23 protein-coding genes, 1 pseudogene and 1 riboswitch are annotated in these 25353 nt (G+C 75.5%); of the genes and pseudogenes, 8 read left to right on the forward strand and 16 right to left on the reverse strand.

Annotated features, from left to right (window positions below; translation table 11 throughout):
- From O7598_RS06825 to O7598_RS06840, 4 genes are all read right to left on the reverse strand, one after another.
- Entirely contained in the window at positions 1 to 1080 is a 1080-nt protein-coding gene (locus tag O7598_RS06825; RefSeq protein ID WP_269690513.1) for a DNA polymerase III subunit beta family protein, read from the reverse strand.
- A 90-nt stretch (positions 1081 to 1170) separates the two neighbouring features.
- Complete coding sequence (locus O7598_RS06830) at positions 1171 to 2346, reverse strand: saccharopine dehydrogenase family protein (RefSeq protein ID WP_269690514.1); 1176 nt, start codon at positions 2344 to 2346, stop codon at positions 1171 to 1173.
- A 145-nt stretch (positions 2347 to 2491) separates the two neighbouring features.
- On the reverse strand, positions 2492 to 3628 hold the full coding sequence (locus tag O7598_RS06835; protein ID WP_269690515.1) for a zinc-binding dehydrogenase: 1137 nt from the start codon (positions 3626 to 3628) through the stop codon (positions 2492 to 2494).
- Positions 3625 to 4047: a hypothetical protein gene (locus O7598_RS06840; protein ID WP_442929825.1), complete on the reverse strand. Its 423-nt coding sequence runs from the start codon at positions 4045 to 4047 to the stop codon at positions 3625 to 3627. Before O7598_RS06840 ends, O7598_RS06835 begins: the two co-directional genes overlap by 4 nt.
- A 382-nt stretch (positions 4048 to 4429) precedes the next feature.
- On the opposite strand from O7598_RS06840, the gene O7598_RS06845 reads away from it, so the two are divergent.
- Positions 4430 to 7090, forward strand: a complete 2661-nt coding sequence (locus O7598_RS06845; RefSeq protein WP_442929918.1) for a LuxR C-terminal-related transcriptional regulator — start codon at positions 4430 to 4432, stop codon at positions 7088 to 7090.
- Positions 7091 to 7101: 11 nt separating this feature from the next.
- On the opposite strand, the gene O7598_RS06850 is transcribed toward O7598_RS06845, so the two are convergent.
- The 3 genes and pseudogenes from O7598_RS06850 to O7598_RS06860 all read right to left on the reverse strand — a co-directional run.
- Positions 7102 to 7653 carry a DsbA family protein gene (locus tag O7598_RS06850; RefSeq protein WP_269690517.1) on the reverse strand — a complete coding sequence of 184 codons (552 nt, stop codon included), beginning with the start codon at positions 7651 to 7653 and terminating at the stop codon, positions 7102 to 7104.
- Positions 7650 to 8147 carry a redoxin domain-containing protein gene (locus O7598_RS06855; protein WP_269690518.1) on the reverse strand — a complete coding sequence of 166 codons (498 nt, stop codon included), beginning with the start codon at positions 8145 to 8147 and terminating at the stop codon, positions 7650 to 7652. Before O7598_RS06855 ends, O7598_RS06850 begins: the two co-directional genes overlap by 4 nt.
- A gap of 70 nt (positions 8148 to 8217) precedes the next feature.
- A pseudogene (locus O7598_RS06860) lies at positions 8218 to 8661 on the reverse strand (BON domain-containing protein); the annotation flags it as partial.
- A gap of 250 nt (positions 8662 to 8911) precedes the next feature.
- Between O7598_RS06860 and O7598_RS06865 the strand changes: the two are divergent.
- Positions 8912 to 11650 (forward strand): cellulose binding domain-containing protein, encoded by a 2739-nt coding sequence (locus O7598_RS06865; RefSeq protein ID WP_269690520.1) that lies wholly within the window; start codon positions 8912 to 8914, stop codon positions 11648 to 11650.
- Between the two features lie 175 nt (positions 11651 to 11825).
- Here the strand turns inward: O7598_RS06865 and O7598_RS06870 are convergent, their stop codons facing one another.
- Positions 11826 to 12230, reverse strand: a complete 405-nt coding sequence (locus O7598_RS06870) for a hypothetical protein (RefSeq protein WP_091058865.1) — start codon at positions 12228 to 12230, stop codon at positions 11826 to 11828.
- 389 nt (positions 12231 to 12619) lie between these two features.
- On the opposite strand from O7598_RS06870, the gene O7598_RS06875 reads away from it, so the two are divergent.
- Together O7598_RS06875 and O7598_RS06880 are read left to right on the forward strand one after the other, a co-directional pair.
- Positions 12620 to 12979 carry an STAS domain-containing protein gene (locus tag O7598_RS06875; protein ID WP_091058869.1) on the forward strand — a complete coding sequence of 120 codons (360 nt, stop codon included), beginning with the start codon at positions 12620 to 12622 and terminating at the stop codon, positions 12977 to 12979.
- 67 nt (positions 12980 to 13046) lie between these two features.
- Positions 13047 to 13559: an SRPBCC family protein gene (locus O7598_RS06880; protein WP_269690521.1), complete on the forward strand. Its 513-nt coding sequence runs from the start codon at positions 13047 to 13049 to the stop codon at positions 13557 to 13559.
- 10 nt (positions 13560 to 13569) lie between these two features.
- Here the strand turns inward: O7598_RS06880 and O7598_RS06885 are convergent, their stop codons facing one another.
- The 5 genes from O7598_RS06885 to O7598_RS06905 form a co-directional block, all read right to left on the reverse strand.
- Positions 13570 to 14046 carry a hypothetical protein gene (locus tag O7598_RS06885; protein ID WP_269690522.1) on the reverse strand — a complete coding sequence of 159 codons (477 nt, stop codon included), beginning with the start codon at positions 14044 to 14046 and terminating at the stop codon, positions 13570 to 13572.
- Positions 14047 to 14125: 79 nt separating this feature from the next.
- Entirely contained in the window at positions 14126 to 15226 is a 1101-nt protein-coding gene (locus O7598_RS06890) for a coiled-coil domain-containing protein (protein ID WP_269690523.1), read from the reverse strand.
- A gap of 5 nt (positions 15227 to 15231) precedes the next feature.
- Positions 15232 to 15361, reverse strand: a riboswitch (cyclic di-AMP (ydaO/yuaA leader).
- Positions 15362 to 15505: 144 nt separating this feature from the next.
- Complete coding sequence (locus O7598_RS06895) at positions 15506 to 16420, reverse strand: cation diffusion facilitator family transporter (protein WP_269690524.1); 915 nt, start codon at positions 16418 to 16420, stop codon at positions 15506 to 15508.
- Positions 16421 to 16496: 76 nt separating this feature from the next.
- A complete protein-coding gene (locus tag O7598_RS06900) occupies positions 16497 to 18614 on the reverse strand; it encodes a HelD family protein (protein WP_269690525.1) in 2118 nt (705 codons plus the stop codon).
- A 168-nt stretch (positions 18615 to 18782) separates the two neighbouring features.
- Complete coding sequence (locus O7598_RS06905; protein ID WP_269690526.1) at positions 18783 to 19772, reverse strand: alpha/beta fold hydrolase; 990 nt, start codon at positions 19770 to 19772, stop codon at positions 18783 to 18785.
- Positions 19773 to 19916: 144 nt separating this feature from the next.
- On the opposite strand from O7598_RS06905, the gene O7598_RS06910 reads away from it, so the two are divergent.
- Positions 19917 to 20552: a carbonic anhydrase gene (locus O7598_RS06910; protein ID WP_269690527.1), complete on the forward strand. Its 636-nt coding sequence runs from the start codon at positions 19917 to 19919 to the stop codon at positions 20550 to 20552.
- Positions 20553 to 20590: 38 nt separating this feature from the next.
- On the opposite strand, the gene O7598_RS06915 is transcribed toward O7598_RS06910, so the two are convergent.
- Positions 20591 to 20920, reverse strand: coding sequence for a hypothetical protein (locus O7598_RS06915; protein ID WP_091058885.1), 330 nt, complete (start codon positions 20918 to 20920; stop codon positions 20591 to 20593).
- A gap of 325 nt (positions 20921 to 21245) precedes the next feature.
- On the opposite strand from O7598_RS06915, the gene O7598_RS06920 reads away from it, so the two are divergent.
- From O7598_RS06920 to O7598_RS06930, 3 genes are all read left to right on the forward strand, one after another.
- Positions 21246 to 21737: a DUF3145 domain-containing protein gene (locus tag O7598_RS06920; protein ID WP_091058888.1), complete on the forward strand. Its 492-nt coding sequence runs from the start codon at positions 21246 to 21248 to the stop codon at positions 21735 to 21737.
- 34 nt (positions 21738 to 21771) lie between these two features.
- Positions 21772 to 23487, forward strand: coding sequence for a glycoside hydrolase family 3 protein (locus tag O7598_RS06925; RefSeq protein ID WP_442929827.1), 1716 nt, complete (start codon positions 21772 to 21774; stop codon positions 23485 to 23487).
- A 139-nt stretch (positions 23488 to 23626) separates the two neighbouring features.
- Positions 23627 to 23818 carry a hypothetical protein gene (locus tag O7598_RS06930; protein ID WP_269690529.1) on the forward strand — a complete coding sequence of 64 codons (192 nt, stop codon included), beginning with the start codon at positions 23627 to 23629 and terminating at the stop codon, positions 23816 to 23818.
- 59 nt (positions 23819 to 23877) lie between these two features.
- On the opposite strand, the gene fabF is transcribed toward O7598_RS06930, so the two are convergent.
- Together fabF and O7598_RS06940 are read right to left on the reverse strand one after the other, a co-directional pair.
- Positions 23878 to 25104: a beta-ketoacyl-ACP synthase II gene (gene fabF / locus O7598_RS06935; RefSeq protein WP_269690530.1), complete on the reverse strand. Its 1227-nt coding sequence runs from the start codon at positions 25102 to 25104 to the stop codon at positions 23878 to 23880.
- A 2-nt stretch (positions 25105 to 25106) separates the two neighbouring features.
- Complete coding sequence (locus tag O7598_RS06940; protein ID WP_007072348.1) at positions 25107 to 25346, reverse strand: acyl carrier protein; 240 nt, start codon at positions 25344 to 25346, stop codon at positions 25107 to 25109.
- Positions 25347 to 25353: the final 7 nt, after the last annotated feature.

Raw genomic sequence — 25353 nt, forward strand, 5'->3', positions numbered from 1 at the left:
CTACAGGCGCACCGGCATGAGGATGGAGAACGCGTGCGCGTCGTCGACCCGGCGTACGGCCAGCGGCGTGATCGGCCCGTCCAGCTCCAGCACCAGCTGGTCGCCGCCGGCGTCCAGCGCGTCGAGCAGGTACTCCCGGTTCAGCCCGACCCGCAGCCCGGTGCCGCCGCCGTCCGGGTCGACCGGCCGCAGCTCACCCCGGCCGTCCAGGCCGAGCGCGACCACCTCGTGCGCGACGCCGTCGTGCGTCCGGTGACACACCCGGACCCCGTCGGCGGTGAGCGCCGCGCGCAGCGCCGGGCCGTCCACCGGGATCCGGTACGCGGGTACGTCACCGAGCTGCGCCCGCAGCAGCCGGCGGTAGTCCGGGAAGTCGTACGGCAGCGGCGTGACGGCCAGCGTGCGACCGGCGACGGAGAACGTCACCCGGTCCGCGACGACGGCGTCGACGGTGGCCGCGTCGGTGTCCAGCAGCGCGCGCAGCTCGTCCACCGCGGCCACCGGCAGCAGCGCGCCCACCGGCGGGCCGTCGACCGTGGCGTCGACCGGGGCCACCGCCAGCCGGTGCCGGTCGGTGGCGACCAGGCGTACGCCGTCCGGCTCGACCGACAGCAGCACGCCGGACAGGGCCGGCAGCTCCGGGTCGGCGCCGACGGCGAAGCGTACGGCGGCCACGGCGGCGGCCAGGTCGGTGCGGGACAGCGCGAGGCGGGTGGTCACGGTGGTCTCCTCCGGGTCGATCAGGCGACGGATCCGGGAGAGTTCGCGACGCGCGTCGGCGAGGCCGTCCTCCAGCCGGCGCAGGTGCGCGTCCAGCAGTCGGTGCACCTCCGCCGGCCGGTCCCGGTGCCGCAGCGCCTCGGCGATGCCGGCCAGCGGCATGCCGACCCGGCGCAGCCCGGCCACCAGGCGGGCCGGCCCGACCTGGTCCCCGGTGTACCAGCGGTAGCCGGTCACCGGGTCGACCCGGGCCGGGGCCAGCACGCCGGAGCGGTCGTAGAACCGCAACGCGCTGACCGTCAACCCGCTGGCCCGGGCCAGCTCACCGATGCTGCGAAGCTCGCTCTCCACGGCCGTCATCCTGTGCCCTCCACCAGGTCGAGGGTCAACGCCCCGAGTTGTTAAGAGGGGGCCCCGCCTCTACCGGAGGCGTTAAGAAGGGGCCCTTCCTTACGCCTTCAGGGTGCGGAAGGTGATGCCGGCGCGGACCAGGCGCTCCAGCAGCGCGTCGCCCATCGCGGCCACCGGCGTGAGCTGGCCGGCGGTCGCCGGCAGGTCGTCGAAGGCCAGGCAGAGCGCCGACTCGGCGAGCATCTTGGCGGTCTCGTCGTAGCCGGGGTCACCGCCGGCCACCTCGGTCACCACCCGCCGGCCACCGCCGGCGCCCACGAACCGCACCCGGAACCAGGACTTCGCCCGCTGCTCGGCGCTCGGCCCCTGCCCGGAGGCGAGCCGGCCGAGCAGCCAGCGCCGGGTCGGCGGCACCTTCACCAGCCCCACCACCGCGGCCAGGCCGACGCCGGAGACCAGCACGGTGGGCAGCCGCTTCATCGCGGCGAAGTGCCGGTAACGGAAGTCCGGGCCGTACTCCGGGCGGGCCGCGGCCGAGCGGCGGACGATCTGCGGGTCGATGGTGGGCAGCGGCGCCGCCCACTGGCCGAACTCGCGGACCCGCCCGACCCGGCCGGGCACCGCACGCACCCGCCGGCCGTCCGGGCGCGGCTCGACCGCCCGGCGGGCCCGCGCCGCCCGGCTCATCTCGCCGGTGCGGGCGAACGCGGTCAGCGCCGAGTGGTACGTGCCGGCGGAGAACCGGCCGCCGGCCCGCACGTAGCCGTCCACCGTGACCGGCCCGTCCGACGGGAGCTGCTTGACGGTGTACCAGGCGCCCAGGTCGTGCGGGATCGAGTCGAAGCCGCAGGCGTGCACCAGCCGGGCCCCGGTGCGCACCGCCTCGGCGTGGTGCCGCACGTACATCAGGTCGACGAACTCCGACTCCCCGGTGATGTCGACGTAGTCGGTGCCGGCGGCGGCGCACGCGGCCACCAGCGGCTCGCCGTGGTGCACGTACGGGCCGACGGTGGTGGCGACCACCCGGGCGCTCTCCGCGACCGCCCGCAGCGACGCCGCGTCGGTCACGTCGGCGGTGAGCAGTGGCAGCTCGGCCAGGCCGCTGTCGATCGCGGCCAGCCGGTCGCGTACCGCGGCCAGCTTGGCCGGGTTGCGGCCGGCGAGCGCCCAGCGCAGCCGGTCCGGCGCGTGCCGGGCCAGGTATTCGGCGGTCAGGCCGCCGGTGAAGCCGGTGGCGCCGAACAGGACGAGGTCGTACGGGCGGTCTGTGGGCATCCGCCGAGTGTGCCATCCGTGCTGGCCGGGCAATGCGCTCACGGCCCTCGCTTCGCTCGGTGCGTTCGCCCATGCGTGCTGGCCGGGCAATGCGCTCACGGCCCTCGCTTCGCTCGGTGCGTTCGCCCATGCGTGCTGGCCGGGCTCACGGGGTGAACACCGCCCGGACGCAGCCGTCCGCCCGGTCCCGGAACAGCGCGTACCCGTCGGCGCCCCGGTCCAGCGGCAGCCGGTGCGTGGCGAGGTGCTCGGTGACCAGTTCGCCCCGGGCCATCCGGTCCAGCAGCGCGGGGATGGCGCCCGGCCCGGCGCGGCTGCCGCCGCGTACCGCCAGGCCCTTGTCCGTCACCGCGCCGAGCGGGAACCGGTCCACGAACGCCGCCCCGCCGCCGAGCATCACCACCGTGCCGCCCTTGCGGCAGGCGTGCACCGCCTCGCGCAGCGCCGCCCCGCCGTCCGGCCCGCCGCTCGGCCACCGCGCCGGCCCGGGCGGCGGGCCGGCCGCGTCCACGCACACGTCCGGTCCCCGGCCGCCGCTGCGCTCCCGCAGCTCGGCGAGGACGTCCACGGACCGGTGGTCGAGCGGCTCGGCACCGGTGTGCCGGGCGGCCATCCGCAGCCGGTCGTCGTGCTCGTCCACCACGATGACCCGGGCCGCGCCGCGGGCCACCGCCGCCGCGGCGGTGAGCTGGCCGACCGCGCCCGCGCCCCAGACCGCCACCACGTCACCGGGGGCGACGCCGCCCAGCTCGGCCCCGTGCCAGCCGGCCGGCGCGGCGTCCGCGGCGAAGACCGCCCGGTCGTCGTCGACCTCCTCGGGCACCGCGAACGCGCCCACGTCGGCGTACGGGACGCGGACGAACTCGGCGTGGCCGCCGGCGAATCCGCCCAGGCGGGCCGGCCGGCCGTAGCAACCGGCGGCGGGCTGCCCCCAGTCCGGCTCGGCCGCCGTCCCGCTGGTGCCGTTGTCGCAGCTCGCCAGCAGGCCCTGCCGGCAGAACCAGCACGCCCCGCAGGCGACCGCCGCGCCGACCACCACCCGGTCGGTGACCCGGTGCCGGCGCACCTCCGGCCCGACCTCGACCACCTCGCCGAGGAACTCGTGGCCGAGCACCTCACCGGCGGCCGCCTCGGGCACCCGCCCGGCCAGCAGCGGCAGGTCACCGCCGCAGGTCACGCTGCGCCGCACCCGGACGATCATGTCGTGGGCGTTGCGCAGCTCCGGGTCGGGCACCTGACGCACCGCCAGCGCGCCGGCGCCCTCCCAGCACAGCGCCCTCACCTCGCCGCCCCCGGACGGTCCGGCGGCGAGCGGTCCGCCCGCAGCACCTCGCCGGTCTCCAGGAGCTGTCGGGTCTCCCGGAGCACCTGCCGCAGGAACCGGCCGGGGTCGTCACCGACCAGGTGCGCGGCGAACCCGGGCAGCGTCGTCCTCCCGCCCAGCGGGCGTACCGCCAGCTCGGTGCCGCGCTCGCCGGGGGCCGGGCGCGCCCAGACCTCCACCGCGCCGTCGAGCCGGCGCAGCGGCTCGGGCCACCGCCCGGCCGGGAGCACGTGCTCGGGCCGTCCCGTCACGGTCACCACCTGCCAGCGCGCCGGCCTCGGGTCGGTCCCGGCCCGTGCCCGCCGTCGGCGGGCCGCGGCGAGCGCGTCCCGGGCCGCCCGGGTCAGCGCGCCGACCAGCCGTCCGGTCCGAGCCACCGTGCCCTCCTGCGGATCGCGGGTCCACCCGGGCGGCCGGCGGTGCGCGGCCGGCCGCCCGGGTAGCACCACTGTGCCGCCGGCCCGGGTGACCCCGGCTCGCCCCGAAGGGGTGAACCGGCGCGGTCCGGGTAACCGCCCCCCGCACCGACGGGGGGAGGGGCGCATGCCGCAGGAGGCCGACCCGGTCCGGCTGGCCGCCGCGCCGATCGAGGCCGTCGTGCCGACCGAGGTCGCTGGGCCCACCGACGCCGCCGCGCCGACCGAGGCCGTCGTGCCGACCGAGGCCGTCGTGCCGACCGAGGCCGTCGTGCCGACCGAGGCCGTCGTGCCGACCGAGGCCGTCGTGCCGACCGAGGCCGTCGTGCCGACCGACGCCGCCGTGCCGGCGGACGCGCGGGTCGCCACGTCGCACGGTCGGGGTGGCACGCCGCTGCTCGCGTCCCGGTTGACCCCGTCCGCGCCGCCCGGGCCGGCGGTGCTCCGGCCCCGGCTGCTGGACCGGCTGGAACGCGGCGCGGTCGGGCCGGTCACCCTGCTCCTCGCCCCGGCCGGCTGGGGCAAGACGACAGTGCTGTCCGATTGGGCGCGCGCGGAGCGGCCCGGCCCGGCGCCGGTCTGGGTGACCGTGGCGGACGGCGACACCACCGGCCGGCTCTGGGCGTACCTGGCGGCGGCGCTGCGCACCGCCGTCGCCGGGGACCCGGACGAGGGGTCGCCACCGCCGGTGCCGGACGGCCCGCCCCGGCCGGAGCAGCTCGAGGCGCTCGCCGCCGCGCTCGCCGCCCGGGAACACCCGGTGCTGCTGGTCCTGGACGACCTGCACCGGGTGGCCGACCCGGCGGCGCTGGCCGGGCTGGAGTTCCTGCTCCGGCACGGCGACGGGCGCTTGCGGCTGGTGGCCGGCGCGCGGCGGGAACCGCCGCTGGCCCTGCACCGGTGGCGGCTGGCCGGCGAGCTGACCGTGCTCGGCCCGGACGAGCTGGCGTTCACCGCCGACGAGGTGGCCGACCTGCTGGTCGCGCACGGCGTGCCGGTGCCGGCCGAGGCGGTGCCCCGGCTCGTCGAGCGGACCGCGGGCTGGCCGGCCGGGCTGCGCTTCGCCGCGCTGGCGCTGGCCGCCGGCGCCGACCCGGCGCGTGCCGTGGACCAGGTCACCGGCGACCAGCCGGACGTCGCCGCGTACCTGCGGGACGAGGTGCTCGCGGCCCTGGACCCGGCGGCCCGCGAGGTGCTGCGCCGGGGCGCGGTGGCGGTCGCGGTCTGCGCCGACCTGGCCGCGGCGCTGACCGGCCGGGCCGACGCCGGGCGCCTGCTCGCCGAGGCGGCCCGGGAGGGCGGCTTCGTCCAGCAGGACGGGGGCAGCCCGCCCTGGTACCGGCCGCACCCGCTCCTGGCCGACCTGCTCCGCGCCGAGCTGGGCCGGCTCCCCGCCGACGAGCTGCGCGAGCTGCACCGGCGCGCGGCCACCTGGTTCGCCGCGCACGACCGGCCGGCCGAGGCGCTGCGGCACACGCTGACCGCCGGCGCGTGGGCCGACGCCACCGAACTGCTGGTCACCAGATGGCCGGAACTGGCCCCGGACGAGCCGGCCCGGGCGGCCGCGCCCGCCCCGCCCGAGCCGCCGGCCGAGGCGGTGCGCCGGGACCCCGAGCTGGCGCTGGCCGCGGCCGCCGAGCGGGCGTACGCCGGGGACCCGGCCGCCGCCGGCGGGCAGCTCCGGCGGGCGCTCGCGCACGCGTCGGACCTGCCGGCGCCGCGTCGCGAGCGGTTCCGCCGGCTGGCCGCCGCGGTCGAGCTGAGCCTGGCCCGGCTCACCGCGGACCACGAGGAGGTACGCCGGGCCGCCGACCGCCTGCTCGCCGAGGTGACGGGCGGCGACTCCGACGACGTGCGGGCGGTGGCCGGGGCCGCGCAGGGGCTCGTCGCGCTCGCCGAGGGGGAGCTGCCGGTGGCGGGTGAGCGGTTCGCCGCGGCGCTCGCGGCGGCGTGCCGGGCCGGTCGGCCGCGTACCGAGCTGCTCTGCGCCAGCCGGTCGGCGGTGCTGGAGGCGGCCCGGGGCGCGCTGCGGGCCGCCGAGGAGCACGCCCGGGAGGCACTGTCCATGCCGCCCTGCCGGGGTTGGTCGTCCCGGCTGGACTGCGGCTACGCGTACCTCGCCCTGGCCCTGGCGCACTGGCAGCGGGACCGGCCGGCGGAGGCCGCCGCCCACCTGGCGCTCGCCGGGCCGGCCGGCGCGGAGCCGGGTGGCGCGGCGCTCGTCGCGCTCTGCCGGGCCGGGCTGCTCGCCGACGGCGGCGACCCGGCGGCCGCGTTGCGCACGCTCACCGCGGCCCGGGCGGCGGCGCCCGGCCCGGAGCTGGCGGCCTGGCTCACCGCCGGCGAGGCGCAGCTCCGCGCCGAGGTCGGCGACCTGGCCGGTGCGCGCGCGCTGCTGGATGCGGTGGGCGGCGAACCGCCCGACCCGGCGCTGGCGCTGGCGTCCGCCCGGCTGCGGCTGGCCGACGGCGACGCCGGCGCGGCGGAGCGGGAGCTGCCCGACTGGACCGGGCCCGGCGCGACGCGCTGGCCGCTGCCGGTACGCCTGGGCGCCGGGTTGCTGGACGCGGCGCTGGCCGGCGCGGCCGGGGACGGCCGGCGGGCCGGGCGGCTGCTGGAGGAGGTGCTGGCGCTGGCCGAGCCGGAGGGCTGCCGGCGGGTCTTCACCCGAGCCGGGCCGGGGCTGCGCGACCTGCTCGCCACCCACCTGGACTCCGGCACCGCCTACTGGGCCACCGTCGGCGACCTGCTCCGCGACGTCGACGCGGCCCGGGCCGGCGGTGCGCCGGACGCGCCGGCACGGGCGCTGGACGAGCCGCTCACCGAGCGGGAGCTGACCATCCTGCGCTACCTGCAGAGCATCCTGTCCAACGTGGAGATCGCGGCCGAGCTGTCGCTGTCGGTGAACACGGTCAAGACGCACGTGCGCAACATCTACCGCAAGCTCGACGCCACCCGCCGGCGGGAGGCCGTCCGGCGGGCGCGCGAGCTGCGGTTGATCTGACCGGACGCGGGTCAGGCCCCGGCGGCGGCGTCCACCACGGCCAGCAGCTCGGCCAGGTCGTAGCCGCCGTCGTGGCGGATGTCGTTGACGAACAGCGTGGGGGTGCCGTTGACCCCGCTGCGGATCCCACCCACGAAGTCCTGCCGGACCCGGTCGGCGTGGGCCTGCCGCCCCACCTCGGCACCCACCTCGTCGGGCGGCAGCCCGACCTGCTCCACGCCGAGCGACAGGTGCACCGGGTCGAGCTGGTCCTGGTGCTCGTAGAGCCAGTCGTGCATCTCCCAGAACCGGCCGCGCGCGCCGGCCGCCTCGGCGGTCTCCGCCGCGTTCTCCGCGTACGGGTGGACGTTGGTGATCGGAAAGTGGCGGTACGCCAGCCGCACCACGTCGGCCCGCTGACGCAGCACCTCGGCCAGGTTCGGGTAGGCGGCGCCGCAGAACCGACACTGGAAGTCGCCGTACTCGACGACGGTGACCGGGGCGTCGACGGGCCCGCGCACGTGGTCCCGCTCGGTGACCGGGATCCGCAGCCGGGCGGTGGTGACCTGCAACGGCGTCGTCATCGGGCGTCCACCCGCCGATCCGTGCCCAGCTGGTCCAGCGCGTCCAGGATGCCGTCCACGCCCGGGTTGACCTCGGGCGGGGAGAGGTGGCTCCAGGCCACCCGGCCGTCCGGGTCGAGCACCACGAGCGCCCGGTCCGACTGCCCACGCGGGGCGTACGCGCCGTAGCGGCGGGACACCTCACCCTTCGGCTCGAAGTCGGCGAGCAGCGGGAACCGGATGCCCCGACTCTGGGCGAACGCCCGGTGCGAGTCGACGCTGTCCACCGAGATGCCCAGCAGCGCCGCGTCGTACCGCTCCAGTTCGGGCAGGGCGGCCTGGTAGAGGGCCATCTGGTCGCTGCAGACCGGGGTCCAGTCGGCGGGGTAGAAGGCCAGCACGACCGGTCGGCCGCGGAACTGCCCGGGGCCCACCTCCCGGCCGTCCGGCGACGCCGGCAGGGTGAACCCGGGCGCGGCCTGCCCGGCTGTGATCAGCCCGTTCGGATCACTCATGCCTCCCACCCTGGCCCGCGCCGGGGTGAGCCCGGCTCACCCGGGCCGGGTGGTTCCGCGCTCAGCCGGCCCGTACCGCGATTCCGTTGCGCAGCCCGCACACGCCGGGGAGCCGGGCGACGGAGCGTTCGGCGGCCCGCCGCTGGTATTCCCAGTCGACCTCGCCGTGCAGCGTGACCCAGCCGTCGGCGACCGTCACGTGCAGCGCACCGACCGGCACGAACGCGTCCCACTCCAGGGCCCGTACGGCTGCGACGGCGATCTCCGGGTCGTCCCGGCCGGGTGCGGCGGCGATCCGGACGGCGAGGTCGTCGGCGACCGCGCGCACCCCGGCGACCCGGTGCGCCGCCTGCTCGGCGGTCCACTTCGCCGGGTAGCCGTCCACCCGGCCGGTCAGCGTCACCACGCCGCCGGTGACGGTCGCCCCGACGCCGTCGAGACCCGCCCGGGTCAGCTCGTCGCGCACGGCGGCCCGGATCTCCCGGTCGGTGCGCGTGGTCGTTCCGGTGGCCATCCCGCTCTCCTCCCGATCGGTCGGCGGTGCGGTCGCGCAAGCCCGATCCTGCGTGCCGTGGGGGTGAGTCGGCCTCACCCGGACCGGATGGCATGGGAGCGCTTCCATGAATCGGTCGACCGGCGTACGCTGAGGGTCCCTCGGCTGCGGGAGCCAGCATGCCGACGGGGAGCCCGGGCCGCTCCCCGACCTCGCGTCACCCCCTGCTCCCGTTCCCCCGTCACCGGGCACCCGAGAGGAACCGCCTCCCATGCGCAGAAGTCTCGCCGGGCTGGCCGCCGTCGCGCTGGCCGCCACGGCAGCGGCCGTCGTCGTGCCGCTCGTCGCCACCGGCGCGCCCCCGGCCGCCGCCGCGGCCGCGGAGCCGTACACCTGGAAGAACGTCCGGATCGACGGCGGCGGCTTCGTGCCGGGCATCGTCTTCAACCCCACCGAGAAGAACCTGATCTACGCGCGGACCGACATCGGCGGGGCGTACCGCTGGGAGCAGGCCACCGGCTCGTGGACGCCGCTGCTGGACTTCGTCGGCGCGGACCGGTGGGGCTGGAACGGGGTGGTCAGCCTCGCCACCGACCCGGTGCAGACCAACCGGGTGTACGCGGCGGTCGGCATGTACACCAACGACTGGGACCCGAACCACGGGGCGATCCTGCGCTCGACCGACAAGGGCGCCACCTGGCAGGCCACCGAGTTGCCGTTCAAGAACGGCGGCAACATGCCCGGCCGGGGCATGGGGGAGCGGCTGGCGGTCGACCCGAACCGCAACAGCGTCCTCTACTACGGCGCCGAGGGCGGCAACGGCCTGTGGCGCAGCACCGACTCCGGGGTGACCTGGGCCAAGGTCGCCGCCTTCCCGAACGTGGGCAACTACCGGGCCGACCCGAACGACAGCAGCGGCTACCAGAGCCAGAACCAGGGCCTGACCTGGGTGAGCTTCGACAAGAGCACGGGTACGGCCGGCACCGCCACGAAGACGATCTACGTCGGCGTGGCGGACAAGCAGAACCCGGTCTACCGCAGCACCGACGCCGGCGTCACCTGGGAGCGGATCCCCGGGCAGCCGACCGGCTACCTGGCGCACAAGGGCGTGGTGGACCCGGTGGGCGGCTTCCTCTACATCGCCACCAGCGACACCGGCGGCCCGTACGACGGCGGCAAGGGCGACGTGTGGAAGTTCGACCGGGCCACCGGCGCGTGGACGCGGATCAGCCCGGTCCCGTCGTCCAGCGGGGACGCCTACTTCGGCTACTCCGGGCTGACCATCGACCGCCAGCACCCGAACACGCTGATGGTCGCCACCCAGATCTCCTGGTGGCCGGACGCGATCTTCTGGCGCAGCACCGACGGGGGCGCGACCTGGACCCGGATCTGGGACTTCACCAGCTATCCGAACCGGAGCAAGAAGTACGCCATGGACGTCAGTTCGGTGCCGTGGCTGACGTTCGGCGCGAATCCGGCCCCGCCGGAGGAGACCCCGAAGCTGGGTTGGATGAACGAGTCGCTGGAGATCGACCCGTTCGACAGCGACCGGATGATGTACGGCACCGGCGCGACGATCTACGGCACCACCGGCCTGACCAAGTGGGACACCGGTGGCACCTTCACCATCACGCCGATGGTGAAGGGCCTGGAGGAGACCGCGGTGCTCGACCTGATCAGCCCGCCGTCCGGCGCGCCGCTGGTCAGCGGGCTCGGCGACATCGGCGGCTTCCGGCACACCGACCTCGGCGCGGTGCCGCCGATGATGTTCACCCAACCGGTGTTCACCAGCACCACCAGCCTCGACTACGCGGAGACGAAGCCGGCGGTGATGGTCCGGGCCGGCAACTTCACCGACTCCGACCGGCCCAACGACAGCCACGTGGCCTTCTCCACCGACGGCGGCGCGAACTGGTTCCAGGGCACCGAACCGGGCGGGATCAACAACGGCGGGACGGTCGCCGCGTCCGCCGACGGCAGCCAGTTCGTCTGGTCGCCCGGTGACGCCGGGCAGCAGGTCGTCCGCTCGGTCGGCTTCGGCAACTCGTGGACCGCCGCCACCGGCATCCCGGCCAACGCCACTGTCGAGTCCGACCGGGTCGACCCGAACAAGTTCTACGGCGTCAGCGCCGGGAAGTTCTACGTCAGCACCAACGGCGGGGCGAGCTTCACCGCGACCGCGGCGACCGGCCTGCCCACCACCGGGGTCAAGGTCAAGGCGCTGCCCGGCGTCGAGGGCGACCTCTGGCTGGCCGGCGAGGGCGGGCTCTGGCACTCCACCAACTCGGGCACGAGCTTCGCCAAGGTGACCGGCGTGTCCTCGGCGGTGAACGTCGGCTTCGGGAAGGCGGCGCCCGGGAAGACGTACCCGGCGTTGTTCACCGTCGGCACGGTCGACGGCACGGCCGGCGTGTACCGCTCCGACGACGCCGGCACGACCTGGGTGCGGATCAACGACGACAAGCACCAGTACGGCAACGCGGGCGAGGCGCTCACCGGCGACCCGCGCGTCTACGGCCGGGTCTACCTGGGCACCAACGGCCGGGGCATCCTGGTGGCGGACCGGCTCGGCGGCACGCCCACGCCGACCCCCACCTCGGCGAGCCCGACGCCGTCCCCGACCGCGCCGTCGCCCTCGCCGACCCCGACCCGCACGCCCACGCCCACCCCCACCGCGCCGAGCCCCACGCCCACCCCGTCGACCGGGCGCGGGTGCGCGGCCACCTACGCGGTGACGAACACCTGGCCGGGTGGCTTCCAGGGCGAGGTGGCGGTGCGCAATTCGGGCACTGCGCCGATCGCCGGATGGACGCTGACCTGGACCTTCCCGGACGGTCAGCGGATCTCCCAGCTGTGGAGCGGGTCGTACACCCAGACCGGCGCGGCGGTGACGGTCACCGACGCGGGCTGGAACGGCAACCTCGGCGTCGGCGGGTCGACCACGGTCGGCTTCACCGCGACGGCGACCGGCGGCAACCGCACGCCCACGGTGACCTGTACCGCCCGCTGACCGGCCGGCGTGCCGCCCGCCATCCCCCGGCGATCTTGGAGCTGTGGCACCAGTAATGCCCGATTGGCACCATTATCGGAGGTGCCACAAGTCCAAGATCGCCGGGCAGCCGGCGGGAAGACAGCGGTGGCCGCCCCCGAGGGGGCGGCCACCGCTCGTGCGAGATGTGCGCGGGTCAGCCGTCCAGGCCGGCCGGGGAGTTCGGCCGGTCGACGTCCACGAACTCGATCTCGTCGGCGCTGCGCTCCCGGCTGCCGGCGGCGCGGGCGGCGGTGCCGGCAGCCCAGCCGATGGCGGCGCCGGCCAGGGCCGCCGCGATCAGCAGCGTCCAGGGCAGCGCGGGCCGGCGACCGGCGAGCGCGTCGAAGGCGAGGCCGGCCCGCCGGCGCGCCTCGTCGGCGGCGGAGCCGACCAGGTCGGTGGCGTCGTCGGCCAGGCCGGACGAGCTTCGGCGGGCGGTGCGGGTGACGTCGCGCACGCTGTCCCCGGCGGAGCCGACCGCGGAGATCAGGTGCTGCCACGCCTGGTCCGCGACTCGCTCGGGCTTGCTGCGGCGGTCCATCAGGCTGGATCCGAACATCGTTCTACCCCTCATCCGGCGCGTCACGGTTCACTCCCGGTGGGCAGTGCCCCACCCACCCTTCTCCCAAACCCCACCCGCGCCCGCGGGGACCCGGCCCGAATGGGACGAATCACCCGAACGCGCCGACGGGTGGGTATTCCCCGGGACGTGCGCGGGCCCGCTACCCTGGGTCGGCGGATCGGTCGACCCGGCTCGGTCGTTCGGCTGGTCGTGGTCCGCGTCGAAGGGGAAATCGGAACCCGGAGGTCCGGATTGGGCTCGCCCAGGTGTGCCCAGTCCGCGAATTGCTCATCCCGGGGGGTGGCGACCGGGGCCGTTGGAGGAATACTCTCGGTCGCGGCCCGCGTACTGATGAGGCGCCCGTTGGGGCGAGTGGAGGTGCTCGCGTGAGCCTGTCGATCGTGAAGTCGATGCGTCCGGGTGGTGTCGTCCAGATCGCGCCCCGCGGGGAGATCGACGTCGACACCGCGTACGAGGTCCGGGAGGCGATCGCCGAGGTGCTCGCCAAGGGGCGCCCCGCCCGGATCGAGCTCAACATGCGGCTCGTGACGTTCATCGACTCCGTCGGCATCAGCGCCATGGTGGCCGGCTTCCAGACCTGCGAGGTCAGCGGCGTCAAACTCGTGGTCACCGAGCCGAGCCGGTTCGTGCACCGCCAGCTCTGGGTGACCGGTCTGCTCGGTCTCTTCGGCGCGCCCGAGCCCTGGTTCGCCGACGACATCCCCGAGGTGCTCCCCGGCGCCTGAGCGCGCCCCGCGCCGCCCGAGCGCGGAGACCCGTCCTGCCCTCGCCGACCGGGGGACCTTCGACCCGTTGCCAGCCCGGCCCCGGTACGGGACGATCGTCCGGACCCACGACGGCGAGGGGGACCGGTTGCAGAGCAGCGACAGCTTCAGCTACACCGTGCAGGCCCGGTGCAGCCGGGCGGACGCGGTGGCCCTGCTCGGTGACCTGAGCCGGCAGGGCGAGCTGCATCCCCTGATCGTCCGGGTGCGGCAGCTGCCGCCCCGGCCGGGCGCGCTGGCCAGCTACGCGATCACCGACCGGCTGGAGCTCGGTCCGCTGCACTTCCCGATCACCTACCAGGCGGACGTGCTGATCGCCAACGACGACGAGGTGGTCACCGTCGCCCGCCAGCAACCGGCGACGACGGTACGCAACCACACCCGGCTGCGCGACGAGCCCGACGGCGTGGTGCGGATCGACGTGGAGATCACCCTCACCGCGCCCGCGCCGCTGCTCGGTTACGCGTTCCGCCAGGCCCGGGCGGCCCACCTGGGGCTGGCCGCCCGCCTCGGCGCGACCCTGGAGGGCCGGCCGGCCTGACTCGGTGGGGTCAGCCGGGCCGACCCCGCCGCATCCGCCCCCACGGCTTGTAGGTGGACAGCACGGTGGCGATCAGCAGCAGCGTCGTGGAGACGGCCGGCGGCACCACCAGGTCGACCCGCAGGTGCGCGTCGGCGGTGTCGGCGAGCGCGCCGAGGTGCCGGATCCGGGGGGTCAGCAGGAGCAGCACCAGGCCGAGCATGACGGTGGTGAGCGCGAACTTCACCAGCACCCAGCGCCAGCGCAGCAGGCCCCACGGGGTGAGCAGCGCGCTGGCGGTCCCGATCAGCCAGACCGCCACGCTCAGCGGCGCGAACAGCCAGGTGACCAGCAGCGCCGCCGCCGGGTAGACCACGTCGGGGTCGGCGCCGCGCAGCCCGGCGATGCCGAGCGCGAGCAGCGTCAGGTCGCTGCCGAGCCAGCCCAGCGAGGTGGCCAGGTGCGCGGTGAGCAGCGCCTTGCGGCCGGCGGGCGAGAGTCGTCTCATGCCCCGATCGTCGCCCCGTCGCGCGGCCCACGTCGTGGGCCGCGCGACGACACCGGGCGTACGTCGTGTGGCGTAGTGCTCAGTAGACCGACAGGTGCACGTGGTTGGTGTGGTCGCTGGACGGGTCGCCGTTGCCGCCGCTGTACGACTTCCAGCCGCTGCTGGGCAGCCAGATCTGCCGGAACCAGATCACGTAGAGCACGGCGAGCCGGTCGGCGTTGCGGATGAAGTAGGCGGACAGGTTGTTGCCGTACGTCTTGTCGCCGCCGCTGGCGACGCCGCCGAAGCCGTCCTTCTGCGCCGCGAAGTCGCAGGCCCGCCCCTTCGGGTGCTCGCCCGAGCCGCTGGGCCGGTGGCACGAGACGTACCTGGTGAAACCGGCCGCCTTGGCCTGCTGCAACGCGTGCAGCGTGCGCGGGGTGATGCAGCCGCTGGCCGGCGTCGGGTCGTTGACGCTGCACGACTCCGCCGGCCACGAGCCGTCGGAGTTGCGTTTGGCCGGCTTCGCGTTCGCCGTGGACGTGCCCCGGACGCTGCCGCCGCCACTGCTGCCGCTGCTGCCACTGCCGGCGGCCGGCCGCCGGTTGGCGACCTCAAGCGCCCGCTCGGCCTGGTCCTTGCGCTTGGCCATCAACGTGACCTGCTTGCGCTGCTCCCGGATCTCGCCGTCGAGCGCGCCGCGGGTGCGGATGGCCTCGTCCCGGGTGGTGATCAGGTCGCGCAGCGTCCGGTCCTCGTGCGCGGCGACCGTCTCCAAGGCCGCGGCCCGGTCCATGAAGCCCTCGGGGCTGCGGCTGCCGAGCAGCGCCGCGGCGGTGCCCATCCGGCCGGTGCGGTACGCCACCTCGGCGATCTCGCCGACCTTGGCGTCGCGCTCGGTCAGCTCCACGTCGATCGTCTTGAGCCGGTCGTTGAGCTGCTTCTGCCGGGTCACCGAGCGGCTCAGCGCGGCCTTGGCCTCCAGCCAGCCCTTGCTGGCCGCGTCGAGCTGATCGCGCAGCGCCGGGGTGCCGCCCTCGTCGTCGTCGCCGGGTGCGGCGGCGAGCAGGCCGGTCGGGGAAGTCGACCGTGCCGCCGAGGCGGGGGAGACCGGGACGGTCCCGACGCCGAGGGCCAGCGTCGCGACGAGCAGGGCCGCCAACCGGGCGGCCGTCCGTCGTGCAGGTGCCACTGTGGGCATTCGTGTGTCCTTCCGTCAACCGCCGACCGGGTTAGCTGACGGGTTCGGGACGGAAGATCCCTACCGCTGACGCGGATGCACCCCACGTACGTGGTTCCCCGGCTCGCCCTGCGGGCGATTAGGCGCCGGCCGCGCCCTCGGGTGCCGGAGTGACGCCCGAGGTGTGGCCGCGACCGAGCCTACCGGCGCTGCCCGGAGCCGGCTCCGCCGACCGGAGCCAGCTACCGGGCAAAACCGGCATAAGCCAACAATAAACACAGTGATTTAAGTCTGTCCTAATTACCACTCGGTCGGACCGCAGGCCCCGGCTGACGCTCCGGGTTCGATCTGCAACGTGGCGTGGTCGATCGAGAAGTCCTCGTGCAGCGCGGCCCGGGCGGCGGCCAGCACGCCGGCGACCTCGGTGCCGGCGTCGACGGTCAGGTGCGCCGAGGCGACGTCCATGCCCGAGGTGAGTGTCCAGACGTGCAGGTCGTGCACCTCCGCCACGCCGGGCACGGCGGCCAGCCGGTCGTGCACCGCGGTCACCTGGAGGTGCTCCGGCGCGGCCTGCACCAGGATGCGCACCGCGGCGCGGCCGAGCCGCCACGTGCGCGGCAGGATGAACAGGCCGATCGCCACCGCGACCAGCGGGTCGGCCCACCACCAGTCGGTGAGCGCGATGACCAGCGCGGCGCCGATCACGCCGAGCGAGCCGAGCAGGTCGCCGAGCACCTCCAGGTACGCCCCGCGCAGGTTGATGCTCTCCTGGGCGCCGGAGCGCAGCAGCGCGAACGCGGCGACGTTGGCGAGCAGGCCGAGCACGGCGACCACCAGCATCGGCCCGGCGAGCACCTCCGGTGGCTCGCCGAACCGGCGTACCGCCTCGACCAGGACGTAGATCGCGACGGCGCCGAGCAGCACCGCGTTCGCCAGCGCCGCGAGCACCTCGAGCCGGTAGAGCCCGAACGTCCGCTGCGGATCGGTGCGGGCGCGCCGGGTGGCGCTGATCGCCGCGAGCGCCATGCCGATGCCGAGCACGTCGGTGAACATGTGCCCGGCGTCGGAGAGCAGGGCCAGCGAGCCGGTCGTGACGGCGGCCACCGCCTCGACCAGCATCAGCACGGTGAGCAGCGCGAAGGCGGCCCACAGTCGCCCCCGGTGGCGGTGCGCCGCGTTGGCCACCGCATCGCTGTGGTCATGACCTGCGCCCACGCACACACCCTCCGCCCCGTGCCCCGGCCGGAACCAATCTATGCTCACATCGCTATGTGTGCAAGTGAGGGTGTCCTCACCCCACCGGGTCGAGGGTGGTCAGGCGCTGGGTGGCCCGGGAGAGCGCCACGTAGAGCGTGCGGACCCCGGAGCCCGGATCGGCCCGGATCTCACCCGGCGCGACCAGCACCACACCGTCGTACTCCATGCCCTTGGCCTGCAGGCTGTTGACCACCTGGAGCCGGCCGGCGCCCAGCTCGCCCAGCCAGCCGGCGACCTCGTCCCGGCGCGGCACCGGCGTGATCACGCCGACCGTCCCCTCCACCTCGGCCAGCAGCACCCGGGCCGCCTCGACCGTGGCCGTGGGCAGCTCGGCCGCGGCCACGGTGCGCTGGACCGGCGGCACGCCCGTCGACCGCACCGCGTCGGGCAGCGCCAGGTCCGGGTACAGCCGGCGGATCTCCGCCGCCGCCACCGCGAAGATCTCCGCCGAGTTGCGATAGTTGGTGGTCAGCTCGTAGCGGTGCCGCCGACGCCGCCCCAACGCCTGGTCCCGGGCCCGGTCCAGCTCCTGCGGGTCCCCGGTCCAGGCGGTCTGCGCCGGATCGCCGACCACCGTCCAGGACGCCAGCCGCCCGCGCCGCCCGACCATCCGCCACTGCATCGGCGAGACGTCCTGCGACTCGTCCACCACCACGTGGGCGTAGTCGCGGTAGTCCACCGGGCGCTCCCGGGCCGCGGCCCGCGCGGCACGCTGCCGATCGGCGTACGTGCTCAGCTCGCGCACGCCGCCGGCCAACTGGTACGGGTCGCGCTTCGGCCGGGCCCGCCGCACCGGCGTGCCGAGCAACGCGTCCAGCTCGTCCAGCAGGGCGATGTCGGCGACGGTCAGCCCGTCGGTGTCCAGCGTCCGGTACGCGTCGGTGAGCAGCCGGATCTCGGCCGAGGAGAGCACCCCGCCGGCGTACCGGCGCAGCCGCTCCGGCCGGGCCAGCCAGCCCAGCACGTGCCGCGGGTGCAGCCGGGGCCACCAGGCCTTGAGGAATTCGCGGAACTCCGGCCGCTCGATGATCTCGTCCTCGAACGCGGGCTGCTCCGGCAGCCGGCCCACCCGCAGCGTCCGGGCCTGCGCGAAGAGCGCGGCGAGGACCGCGTCGAACGCCGCCCGACGCACCTCGTTGCGACGCGCGCCCCGGGTCAGCGTCCGGTCCCGCACCGCGTCCAGCGCCGGCCGGTCCAGCCGCAGCAGCTCACCGCGGTAGAGCAGGCGCAGCTCCGCCGGGGAGTCCGGCACCGCGTCCCGGGTGGCGCGCTCCAGCACCCGGCGCATCCGCAGCGAACCCTTCACCGACGCCACCTCCGGCGGGTCCGTCCGGGTCGCGGACAGGCCCGGGAAGAGCGAGCCGAGCGAGTGCAGCGTCGCGGTCTCCTCGCCGAGCGACGGCAGCACCGACGCGATGTACTCGACGAACACGCCCGACGGACCGACCACCAGGATGCCGCCGCCGGCGTACCGGGACCGGTCGGAATAGAGCAGGTACGCGGCCCGGTGCAGGGCCACCGCCGTCTTGCCGGTGCCCGGGCCGCCGGAGACGATCGTGACGCCGTTGCCGGGGGAGCGGATCGCCTCGTCCTGCTCCCGCTGGATGGTGGCCACGATGTCGCGCATGCCCCGGCCGGTGGCCCGGGACAACGTGGCCAGCAACGCGCCGTCGCCGACCACCGCCATGTCCGGCGGGGCGGCCTCCGGGTCCAGCAGGTCGTCCTCGATCCGGGTGACCTTCTCGGCCGCGGACTGGATCGTGCGCCGGCGCACCACGCCGCGCGGCTCGGCCGGCGTGGCCTGGTAGAACGCGGCGGCGGCGGGCGCCCGCCAGTCCACCACCAGGGTCTCGGCGTCGTCGGCGCGCACGCCGAGCCGGCCCACGTGCAGCACCTGCCCGGTACGCAGGTCCAGCCGTCCGAAGACCAGTCCCTCGTGCTCGGCGTCCAGCACGTGCCGGCGCTGGGCGGCGTGGAAGACCATGGCGTCCCGCTCGACGAGCGCGCCGAACGTGCCGACCCGGGCCAGCTGGTACCCCTCCCGCTCGGCGTCGGCCGCAGACCGGCGCAGCTCGGCCAGCCGGGCGTACACCCGGTCGAGGTGCCGCTGCTCGGCGGCGATCTCCCGGTCCAGCGTGGTCTGGTCGGTCAACGCGGTGCTCCTGTGGTCGGACGGCACGACGGGCTGAATGAGGGTACGGGCCGCCGGCAAGCCGGACGTCGGGGCCATGCCGCTGACCGGCGCACGCCGGTGCCGCCTGCCCGTTATCCGGCTGTTCCCACCCGTTTCCCGGTCACCCGGTGGTGGGTCGGGCGCGGGTCAGGCCGCCACCCGGCGAGCGGCCGACCGGCGTCGCCGCCGGGCGACCGACCGGGTGGCCGACGCGGCCGGGCGGGCGCCCGACGCGGCCGGGCCGGCGAGCACCCGGCCCACCACCCCGGCGACGGCGGCGTTCACCTCGTCCGGGCGCTCCATCATCAGCATGTGGCCGGCGCCCGGGCAGACGGTCAGCTCGGCGGTGGGCAGCGCCGCCGCGATCGACTCGGCGCAGGGCGGCGGGGTCAGCCGGTCCCGGTCGCCGACCAGCGCGGCGGCCGGCAGCCCGCCGAGGGCGGCCAGCGTCTCCAGCCGGTGCTGGGCGCCGATCGAGGCGCGGAACCCGCCGATCGAGCGGAGCGTGGCGTGCGCCACCGCGGAGGTGACCAGCCGGATGTCGGCCGGGTCGCACCGGTCGCCGAAGAGCATCCAGCGGATGCTGGGGCGCAGCGCGCGCAGCAGCGCGTACGGCGGCCGCCAGCCGCCGCAGCGGGCCAGCACCCCGGCCCCGGTGGTCTCGGCGAGGCGGATCAGCCGGGCGATCCGGGGCGAGAGCCCGTAGACGGTGTGCGTGTGCCCCTCCGCGGTGGTCGAGACGAAGACCAGGCCGGCGGTGCGGTCGGCGAACCGGTCGGGGTGGCGGTGCGCGTACTCCATCACGGTCATTCCGCCCATCGAGTGCCCGACCAGCACGACCGGGCCGGACGGGGCGAACTCGTCGACCACCGCGGCCAGGTCGTCGCCGAGCTGGGCCACTGTGGCGTCGCGCAGGGTCAGGCAGCTCGACCGGCCGTGCCCGCGCGCGTCGTAGGCGACCACCCGCACCCGGTCGCCGAAGCGCTCCCGCAGGTCGGCGAGCTGTCGGTGCCAGCTGCGCCCGTCCAGCGTCCAGCCGTGCAGCAGGACCACGGTAACCTCGGCGTCGACCGGCCCGACCGCCGTGACGTGCAGGCGTACGTCGTCGGGAAGCCGTAGTTCCTGGTGCTCCGGCATGGTCCACCTCCCCGGGCCGCTGGGTCCACCGGAGTGACCCGGCGGTGACACCGGCGTTACCCGCCATGACACCACGGCAACCGGGACGGTGAGAAGATTCGCCGTCCGTCCGCGCCGGGTCGGATCGATGACCAGGCTGGGGGCATGCCGACCACCCCCGCCGCCCGCAGCCCCCGGGCCGCCCTGGCCGAGCTGCTCACCGGGAACCGCCGCTTCGTCAGCGGGCAGCCGCTGCACGGGCACGACGTCAGCGCCGCCGCGGCGGTGGCCTCCGGCGACCAGCAGCCGTACGCCGTGGTGCTGGGCTGCATCGACTCCCGGGTGCCGCTGGAGGCGATCTTCGACCAGACGTTCGGGTCGATCTGCGTGATCCGCACCGGCGCGCACGTGCTGGACCGGGCGGTCTGCGGCTCGATCGAGTACGTGGTGGGGCAGCTCGGCGTACGGCTGGTGATGGTGCTGGGCCACGAGCGCTGCGGCGCGGTGGCGTCGGCGGTCGACGCGCTGCGCACCGGCCGGCGGCCCGGCGGGGCGCTGGCCTACGTGGTGGACCGGATCGCGCCCGCGGTGGTCGAGGTGGGTGTGGACGATCCGGCCGCGCACCCGCTGGCGATCCGCCGGCACGTGCGGCGGACGGTGGCCGCGCTGCGCGCCGACGACCTGCTCGCCGCCCCGGTCGCGGCCGGCGAGCTGGCCGTGGTGGGCGCGCTCTACGAGTTGGCCACCGGCGAGGTCACGGTGCTGGCGGAGGAGGAGACGCGCGACCGCCCGCCGGGGTGATCCCCGACGGGCGGTCGTGGTGGTGCGGGTGAGGGCGCTCAGCCCTCGAAGACGCCGGCCTCGACCAGACGCTTCTCGGTCGCGTCCCAGCCGTGGTCCGGGTGGGACGCGGCAAGGCCGTTGATCTCGGCGCGGATCTTGGCGGCGTGGCCGGCGGCGGCCAGCGTCCGGATCTCCTCGACGAAGGCGTCGGAGTCGGTGCGCAGGTGCGCGGTCTTGCCGTTGGTCAGGTTGCGCACGTAGGCGTGCTTGCCGCCGTTGAGCGGGATCAGGTACTTGAACTCGCCCAGCACGCTGAGGGCGCCACCCTGGCCAGCCTGGCCGGCCCGGACTGACGCGCGCGCGGTCTTAGAGGTGTTGCTCGCCACGGAGGTACTCCTTGCAGACGTACGGTGGGGACGGGAAACGTCCGGGGGCTGATGCGAGTGACGCCCGTGAGCGCCGGCCCGCGAAGACGTGCGGCGGCACAGAACCGCCCAGAGAACTGTACACGACCACGACGCCTGGCTGGTCGTCGCTGCCGTCACGGGACACAACCGGGTCGGCCACCCGGGTATTTCCGGCCGCCCGACCCCGGCGAATTTTCCGATTCGCTGGCGCACCACCTGTCACAGCCGTCATCATGTGTGCCAGAGGCCACTCGGGTGACGAGGTCGTAGGGGAAGACGCACCTCGGCTCACCGGGAGGTCACCGTGCCAACGCGTGGCGTCGTATACGTCCACTCGACCCCGCTCGCCGTGTGCTCGCACGTCGAGTGGGCGATCGCGCGCGTCCTCGCCGCGCCGGTCAACCTGCACTGGACGGCGCAGCCCGTCGACCACGGCGCTCGCCGCGCCGAGTGCGGCTGGACCGGCAGCCCGGGGACGGGTGCCGAGCTGGCTGCTGCCCTCCGGCAGTGGCCCATGATCCGTTTCGAGGTGACCGAGGAACCCAGTCCCGGCGTCGACGGCGAGCGCTTCATGTACGTCCCGGGCCGGGGCCTGTTCCGGGCCACCGTCGGCGCGGCCGGCGACATCCAGCTCGGCGAGGACCGGCTGCGCAGCCTGATGGCCGCCGCGCGCGCCCCCGAGGCGCTCGCGCACGCACTGGACAAGGCACTCGGCACCGCCTGGGACGCCGAGCTGGAGCCCTACCGGTACGCCGGCGACGGCGCCCCGGTGACGCTGCTCACCCGGGTGGGGTGACGGCGGGGCGAGTTGCCCCGATACGGTGGGACCCGTGTCGATTCCCTCGCGGCGCTCCGCCGTCGCGCTCGCCGCACTGACCGCGCTGCTCGCCGCCGGGTGCTCGGACGGGCCGGACCGGCCCCGCCCGGCTCCGTCGGCCCCGGCGCCCTCGTCGGCCGCGCCGGCGCCCACCGCCGCCGACCCCGCCGCCCGGGCCGCCGCGCTGGTCGCCACGCTCTCCGACGAGGACCTGGTCGGGCAGGTGCTGATGCCGTACGCCTACGGCAGCTCGGCCACCGAGGTCTCCGCCGGCTCGGCCGCCGGCAACCGCGCCCTGGCCGGCGTCGACACGCCCGCCGAGATGGTGGCGAAGTACCGACTCGGCGGCGTGATCCTGGTCGGCTTCAGCGCCGACGACCCGACCTCGGGCAACCAGGAGACCACGAACGTCGACAGCCCGAAGCAGGTCCGGGCACTCACCGACGGGCTGCGGGCCGCCGCCGGCAAGCTGCCCGCCGGCGCCGCGCCCTTCCTGGTCGGCACCGACCAGGAGTACGGCGTGGTCACCCGGGTCACCGACGGGGTGACCCAGCTGCCCAGCCCGCTCGCCGCCGGCGCGGCCGGCAACCCGGCGCTGACCGAGGCCGCGTGGCGGGCCGCCGGGGCCGAACTGGCCGCGATGGGCATCAACCTGGACTTCGCGCCGGTCGCCGACGTGCTGGCCACCCGCAGCACGGTGATCGGCTCCCGGTCCTTCGGCGCCACCCCGGCGACCGCGTCCCCCCAGGTGGCCGGCGCGGTACGCGGTCTGCAGGCCGAGGGTGTGGGCGCCGCGGTCAAGCACTTTCCCGGGCACGGCCTGACCGCCGCCGACTCGCACACCGACCTGCCGGTGGTCGGGCAGTCCCGGGCCGTGCTGGACCGCACCGCGTTCCCGCCCTTCCGCGCCGGGATCGACGCCGGCGCGATGGCGGTGATGTCCGCCCACCTGAACGTCAAGGCGGTCGACCCGGGCACCCCGGCCACGTTCTCCCGCAAGCTGCTCACCGACGTGCTCCGCGGCCAGCTCGGCTTCCAGGGCGTGGTGATCACCGACGGGATGAACATGGCCCCGGCGAAGAAGTGGTCGCCGGGCGAGGCGGCGGTCCGCGCGCTCAACGCCGGCAACGACCTCATCCTGATGACCCCGAACGTGGGCCAGGCGTACGACGGGCTGCGCGCCGCGCTGAAGGACGGCTCGCTGTCGCGGGCCCGCCTGGTCGAGGCGGTCACCCGGGTGCTCACCATGAAGTTCCGGCTGGCCGGGCACCCGCAGCCGGCGCTGTCCACGCTGGCGGGCGCCGAGCACCGCAAGGCCGCCGTCGACCTGGCCGCCGCCGCGGTGACCGTGTTGCGCGGCCGGTGCGGTGGCGCGGTGGCCGGCCCGATCCGGGTCACCTCCTCCGGCGGGCGGGACCGCACCCGGGCCGCGTTGACCGAGGCGCTGACCGCCGCCGGGGTGAAGGTGGTGTCCTCCGGCGGCACCGTGGTGCACCTCGTCGGGTACGGCGACGGCGCCAAGGACCTGCGCGCCGACGCGGCGGTGACGGTGGCCATGGACACGCCGTACGTGCTGTCCGGCGCGAAGTCGCCGACCGTGCTGGCGACCTACTCGTCCACCCCGGCCTCGATGACCGCGCTGGCCGCGGTGCTCGCCGGCAAGGCCCGCCCCACCGGGCGCTCCCCGGTGCCCGTGTCCGGCCTCCCCGCCACCACCTGCAAGGCGTAAGGAGGGGCCCCCGCTTAACGCATTCGGTAGAGGAGGGGGCCCCGCTTAACACCCCGCGCGGCGAAACCAGGGTGCGGCACGGGGTGCCCGGGTGGCAGGGTCAGCGCCCATGGGAGAGGCAGCGCAGGGGTTTCGCTACGTGGCACGCGCCGACGGCACCGTGGTGATCACGCATCACGGGCGGGTGGCGGGCACGTTGCGCGGCGGCCGGGCCGCGCAGTTCCTGGCCGAGGTCGACGACGACCCGCAGCTGGCGATGGCCCGCTGGACCGGCAACTACCGGCGGGGCAACGAGCGGACCGCCCGCCAGCACCCTCGCAACCGGGGCTGATGTAAGGAGGGGCCCCCTTTTAACAGACGTCTGTTAAAAGGGGGCCCCTCCTTACACGCTCAGGGGCGGGTGAAGACCAGCGCCACGTTGTGGCCACCGAAACCGAACGCGTTGTTCAGCGCGGCCGGGATCTCCAGGTGCCGGGCCTTGTGCGCGGCCACGTCCAGGTTCAGGCCGTCGTCCGGGTCTTCCAGGTTGATCGTCGGCGGCACCACACCGTCGCGGATGGCCAGGATGGTGGCGATCGACTCCAGCGCCCCGGCCGCGCCGAGCAGGTGCCCGGTCATCGACTTGGTGGCGGTCAGCAACACGTGGTCGCCGATCGCCTGGTGCAGCGCGCCGATCTCCAGCATGTCGCCCACCGGCGTGGAGGTGGCGTGCGCGTTGACGTGCACGATGTCGGTACGGGCCACGTCCGAGTCGGCGACCGCCCGGGTGATGGCCCGGATGGCGCCCTCACCCTCGGCGTGCGGCTGCACCATGTCGTACGCGTCGGAGGTGATCCCGGCGCCGGCCAGGCGTGCGTAGACTCGCGCGCCGCGGGCGGCGGCGTGCTCGGCACGCTCCAGGACCAGCACGCCCGCGCCCTCACCGAGCACGAAGCCGTCGCGGGCCTTGTCCCACGGCCGGGAGGCCTTCTCCGGCTCGTCGTTTCGGGTCGACATGGCCCGCATCGAGGCGAAACCGGCGATCGGCAGCGGGTGGATGACCGCCTCGGTGCCACCGGCCACCACCACGTCGGCCCGGCCGGAACGGATGATGTCCAGGCCCAGCGCGATCGCCTCCGCGCCGGTCGCGCAGGCGCTGGCCACCGAGTGCACACCGGCCTTCGCGCCCAGCTCCAGCCCGACCCAGGCGGCCGGGCCGTTCGGCATCAGCATCGGCACCGTGTGCGGGGAGACCCGCCGCGGGCCGGACGCCTCCAGGATGTCGTCCTGGGCGAGCAGGGTGGTGGCGCCGCCGATGCCCGAGCCGACGCTGACCGCCAGCCGTTCCGGGTCGGCGCCGCCGTCGGTCAGCCCGGCGTCCGCCCAGGCCTCCCGCGCGGCGATGAGGGCGATCGCCTGCGACCGGTCCAGCCGGCGCAGCTTCACCCGGTCGAGCACCTCGGACGGGTCCACCGCCAGCTGGGCGGCGATCCGGACGGGCAGTTGCGCGGCCCACTCCTGGGTGAGCGCACTCACCCCGGAGCGGCCGGCGAGCATGGCGTCCCAGGTCGACGCGACGTCCCCGCCGAGCGGGGTCGTCGCGCCGAGCCCGGTGACGACGACGTCGGGGCGACTCATGATCAGGACTGCGCCTCGATGTAGCTGACCGCGTCCCCGACGGTCTTCAGGTTCTGCACCTCGTTGTCCGGGATCTTGACGCCGAACTTCTCCTCGGCCGCCACCACGACCTCCACCATGGAGAGCGAGTCGACGTCGAGGTCGTCGGTGAAGGACTTCCCCTCGGCCACGTCGTCCGGGTTCACGCCGGCAACCTCTTCGAGGATCTCGGCGAGGCCGGCGGTGATCTCGTCACGGGTCATTGCGGTT

This window comes from Micromonospora sp. WMMC241 (assembly GCF_027460165.1).
GTDB classification, from domain to species: domain Bacteria; phylum Actinomycetota; class Actinomycetes; order Mycobacteriales; family Micromonosporaceae; genus Micromonospora; species Micromonospora humi.